This is a genomic window from Halomonas sp. 707D4, from assembly GCF_024158685.1.
Classification (GTDB): Bacteria; Pseudomonadota; Gammaproteobacteria; order Pseudomonadales; family Halomonadaceae; genus Vreelandella.
This window is the reverse complement of the sequence record NZ_JAMZBD010000312.1, coordinates 1-3,791: the sequence shown is the minus strand read 5'-3', so window position 1 is coordinate 3,791 and position 3,791 is coordinate 1. Positions and strand designations below refer to the sequence as shown.

At 68.8% G+C, this 3,791-nt stretch carries 2 protein-coding genes and 1 pseudogene; 2 read left to right on the top strand and 1 reads right to left on the bottom strand.

What is annotated here, in order from left to right:
* A pseudogene (locus tag BIS11_RS12710) lies at positions 1 to 519 on the top strand (2-succinyl-6-hydroxy-2,4-cyclohexadiene-1-carboxylate synthase); the annotation flags it as partial.
* Here the strand turns inward: BIS11_RS12710 and BIS11_RS12705 are convergent.
* Positions 493 to 1,962 carry an anion permease gene (locus tag BIS11_RS12705; protein WP_253426268.1) on the bottom strand — a complete coding sequence of 490 codons (1,470 nt, stop codon included), beginning with the start codon at positions 1,960 to 1,962 and terminating at the stop codon, positions 493 to 495. The pseudogene BIS11_RS12710 and the gene BIS11_RS12705 overlap by 27 nt on opposite strands.
* A 190-nt stretch (positions 1,963 to 2,152) precedes the next feature.
* Between BIS11_RS12705 and frdA the strand changes: the two genes are divergently transcribed.
* Positions 2,153 to 3,791 (top strand): fumarate reductase (quinol) flavoprotein subunit (gene frdA, locus BIS11_RS12700; RefSeq protein WP_253586182.1); only part of this gene is annotated, 1,639 nt, incomplete at its 3' end.

Below are 3,791 nucleotides of genomic sequence, written 5' to 3'. Positions count from 1 at the left end.
GCGCTTTATCATGCCCGCCAGCACCCGCCGGGGCTTGCCGCGCTGTGGCTGGAGAGCGCCCACCCGGGGCTGGCGGTGGGCGAGCGCCCGGCGCGCATGGCCCACGACGCCGCCTGGGCCGAGCGCTTTGCCGGGCAGCCGTTGATTGAGGTGCTTAATGAGTGGTACCGCCAGCCGGTCTTCGCGGATGTGAGCGAGACCCGGCGCCGCGCGCTGATCCAGCGGCGCCTCCACAACCACGGCCCCGCCATCGCCCGGATGCTACGCGCCACCTCGCTTGGCCGCCAGCCCTCGCTCTGGGCGTGGCTCGAACGCACCCGCCTGCCGGTGGGGTATCTCAGCGGGCGGCAAGACGCCAAGTTTCACACCCTGGCCTGCCAACTGGCGGAGCGGGCGCCCCATATCGAACACGCCCCCCTGAACGGAGGGCATAACCTTCATGCGCAAGTACCCGAGCAGGTGGCCAGTTGCCTGGCCACCTGGTACCAGGCGCTAGTGGGTCAACAGCAGCCACGGTAACCCCAGTCCCAGCCAGGCCACCAGAAACAGTAGGCCGAAGATCGCACCCAAACGCCACCACAGGGCGCTGGGCAGGTAGCCGCCGCCGTAGTAGACCGGGCTCGGGCCGGTGCCGTAGGGGGTGAGGATGCCCATGAAGCCGAGGGTGGGCAGGATCAACAAGACGAACAGCTCCATGTCGATACCCGCGATGCCGGAGGCGGCGGCGAGCATCACCGGCAGCAGGGCGGTCACGTGGGCGGTGACGCTGGCGAAGAGATAGTGCAGCGCGTAGAAGATGACCACCAGGGCGAGCATGGCCAGCAGCGGGTCGAAGCCGCCGATCGCCCCGCCCACCAGGTTGCCGAACCAGGCCACGAAGCCGACCTGGCTCAGCCCGCCGGCCAGCGCCACCAGGGTGGCGAACCACACGAAGGTGTTCCAGGCCGCGCGGTTATCCAGAATGTCGTTCCAGGTGACGATGCCGATCAACAGCATGGCGCAGATCACCACCAGCCCGACCAACGAGGCCGAGATCACGTCGCCGGCGAAGATCCACAGCAGCAGCGCCCCCACCACCAGCACGATCAGCGCGAGCTCGTTACGGGTCAGCGCGCCCAGCTTTTCGAGCTCCTCCCGTGCCCAGCTGGAAATCTCGCTGCCCGCCTTGACCTCGGGCGCGCACAGCCAGTAGCAGAGCAGCGGCACGATCAGCAGCAGCGCGATACCCACCGGCGCCACCGCCATGAACCACTGCCCCCAGCCAATGGTCAGGCCCGTGGCGCTCTCGGTCAGCGCGATGGCCAGAAGGTTGGGGGCAAGGGCGGTCAGAAACAGCGAGCTGGTCACGCAGGTGGAGGTGATCGCCGTCCACATCAGGAAGCTGCCCATGCGCTTCATGCTCGGGTCGTTGGGGTGGGAGTCGTAGAGCGGCGGCAGGTTGCGGATTACCGGGTACAGGGTGCCGCCGCTGCGCGCGGTGTTGGAGGGCGTGAAGGGCGCCAGCACCGCATCCGCCAGCATCACCGCGTAGCCGAGCGTCAATGTGCGCTTGCCCATCGACTTCACCAGCAGCAACGCGATGCGCCGCCCAAGGCCGGTCTTCTCGTAGCCCAGCGCGAACATGAAGGCGCCGAAGATCAGCCACACCGTGGAATTGGTGAACCCCGAGACCGCCCAGGCGAAGGCCTGATTGGCGGCGTTGAAGCCCTTCATCGCCAGCTGCTCCGGCGAGAACAGTACCCAGCGCGACAGCAGCGAGGCCAGGGTGACGCCCACCAGGCCGATCACGGCGCCGGGCAGCGGTTCGAGAATCAGCCCCACCACGCAGCCCATGAAGATGGCGAAGAAGTACCAGGCGTGGGGCGCCACGCCGGCGGGGGTAGGAATCAGCGCGATGACCAGCGCGACGACGAGGGGCGCCAGGAGTTTCCAGCGCGGCATGGGGTGAGCGGTGGTGTTCATGCGGGGTCTCCTGACCGGCAGCGCCAAGGCGGCACCAGGTTCAGGTTAGGGCGCCCCGCGAGCGCTTTGTTGACCTGCGTCAAGGGAGCTGCCGTTAGCCGCCGCCGGGCGCGTTCGGCGTGATAACGTCGAACCATCGATTCCCTGAAAAGAGCGCGCCGTGACGAGGCACTCAGAGCGAGGTGAGCCCATGCAGCAGCTGGATTTCGATATCGTCATCGTGGGTGGCGGCGGGGCGGGGCTGCGCGCCGCCATCGCCGCTGCCGAAAGCGCCCAGGCGGCCGGCGAGACCCAGCGCATCGCGCTGCTCTCCAAGGTCTACCCCATGCGCTCGCACACCGTGGCCGCCGAGGGCGGCGCGGCGGCGGTGACCAGCAAGGAGGACACCTTCCAGGCCCACTTCGACGACACCGTCTCCGGCGGCGACTGGCTGGTGGAGCAGGGGGTGGTGGAGTACTTCGTGCGCCACGCCCACCAGGAGCTGGTGCAGATGGAGCGCTGGGGCTGCCCCTGGAGCCGCCAGGCCGATGGCCGTATCCAGGTGCGCCGCTTCGGCGGCATGAAGACCGCCCGCACCTGGTTCGCCGCCGACAAGACCGGCTTTCACATGCTCCACACCCTGTTCCAGACCTCGCTCAAGTACCCGCAGATCGAGCGCTTCGACGAGTACTTCGTGCTCGACCTGGCGGTGCACGACGGCGCGGTGATCGGCGTGATTGCCCTCGAGATCGCCACCGGCGAGCTCTGCGTGCTGCGCGCCAAGGCCGTGGTGCTGGCGACCGGCGGGGCGGGGCGGCTGTTTCGCTTCAACACCAACGCCGGCATCGTCACCGGCGACGGCATGGCGATGGCCTACCGCCACGGCGTGGCGCTGCGCGACATGGAGTTCGTGCAGTACCACCCCACCGGGCTTCCCGGCTCCGGCATCCTGATCACCGAGGCGTGCCGGGGCGAAGGCGGCATTCTGCTCAACAAGGATGGGCGGCGCTACCTGCAGGATTACGGCCTCGGCCCGGAAACGCCGCTGGGCCACCCGGAGAACAAGTACATGGAGCTCGGCCCCCGGGACAAGCTCTCCCAGGCGTTCTGGCAGGAGCAGCAGGCCGGGCGCACCGGCACCTTCGGCGACAGCGACGTGGTCTATCTCGATCTTCGCCACCTGGGTGAAAAGACCATCCTCGAGCGGCTGCCCTTCATCTGCGAGCTGGCCCGCGCGTACATCAACGTCGATCCGCTCAAGGAGCCGATCCCCATCCGCCCGGCGGTGCACTACACCATGGGCGGCATCGAGACCGACCCGCAGTGCCAGACCGCGATTGCCGGGCTTTACGCCGCCGGCGAGTGCGCCTCCGTAGGCCTTCACGGCGCCAACCGGCTGGGCTCGAACTCGCTCAGCGAGCTTCTGGTGTTCGGCCGCCTGGCCGGTGAGCAGGCAAGCCAGCGCGCCGCGCAAACCCGGTGGGCCGATGCCGCCCTGCTCGAGCCGCACACCGCCGAGCAGCAGGCGCGCCTGGCCGCGCTGTGCGACGGGCCGCCGAGCGACGACACCTGGGCCACGCTCAAGAAAGCCATGGTGGAGACCATGGAGCGCGGCTGCGGCATCTACCGCACCGAGGCGGGCATGCAGCAGGCGCTCGACGAGATTCGAGCGCTGCGCGAGCGCTACCGCCACCTTCGCATCAGCGACACCAGCAAGCAGTTCAATACCGAGCTGCTGCACTGCCTGGAGCTGGGCGGCGGGCTGGATATCGCCGAGGCGTCGTGTCTTGCGGCGCTGTCGCGGCGGGAGTCGCGCGGCGCCCACCAGCGCCTGGACGAGGGCCTCGGGC

What these genes read in the sequence shown, in the direction of transcription:
- BIS11_RS12705 (WP_253426268.1), bottom strand. Translation starts at nt 1,962, where the DNA reads ATGAACACCACCGCTCACCCCATGCCGCGCTGGAAACTCCTGGCGCCC.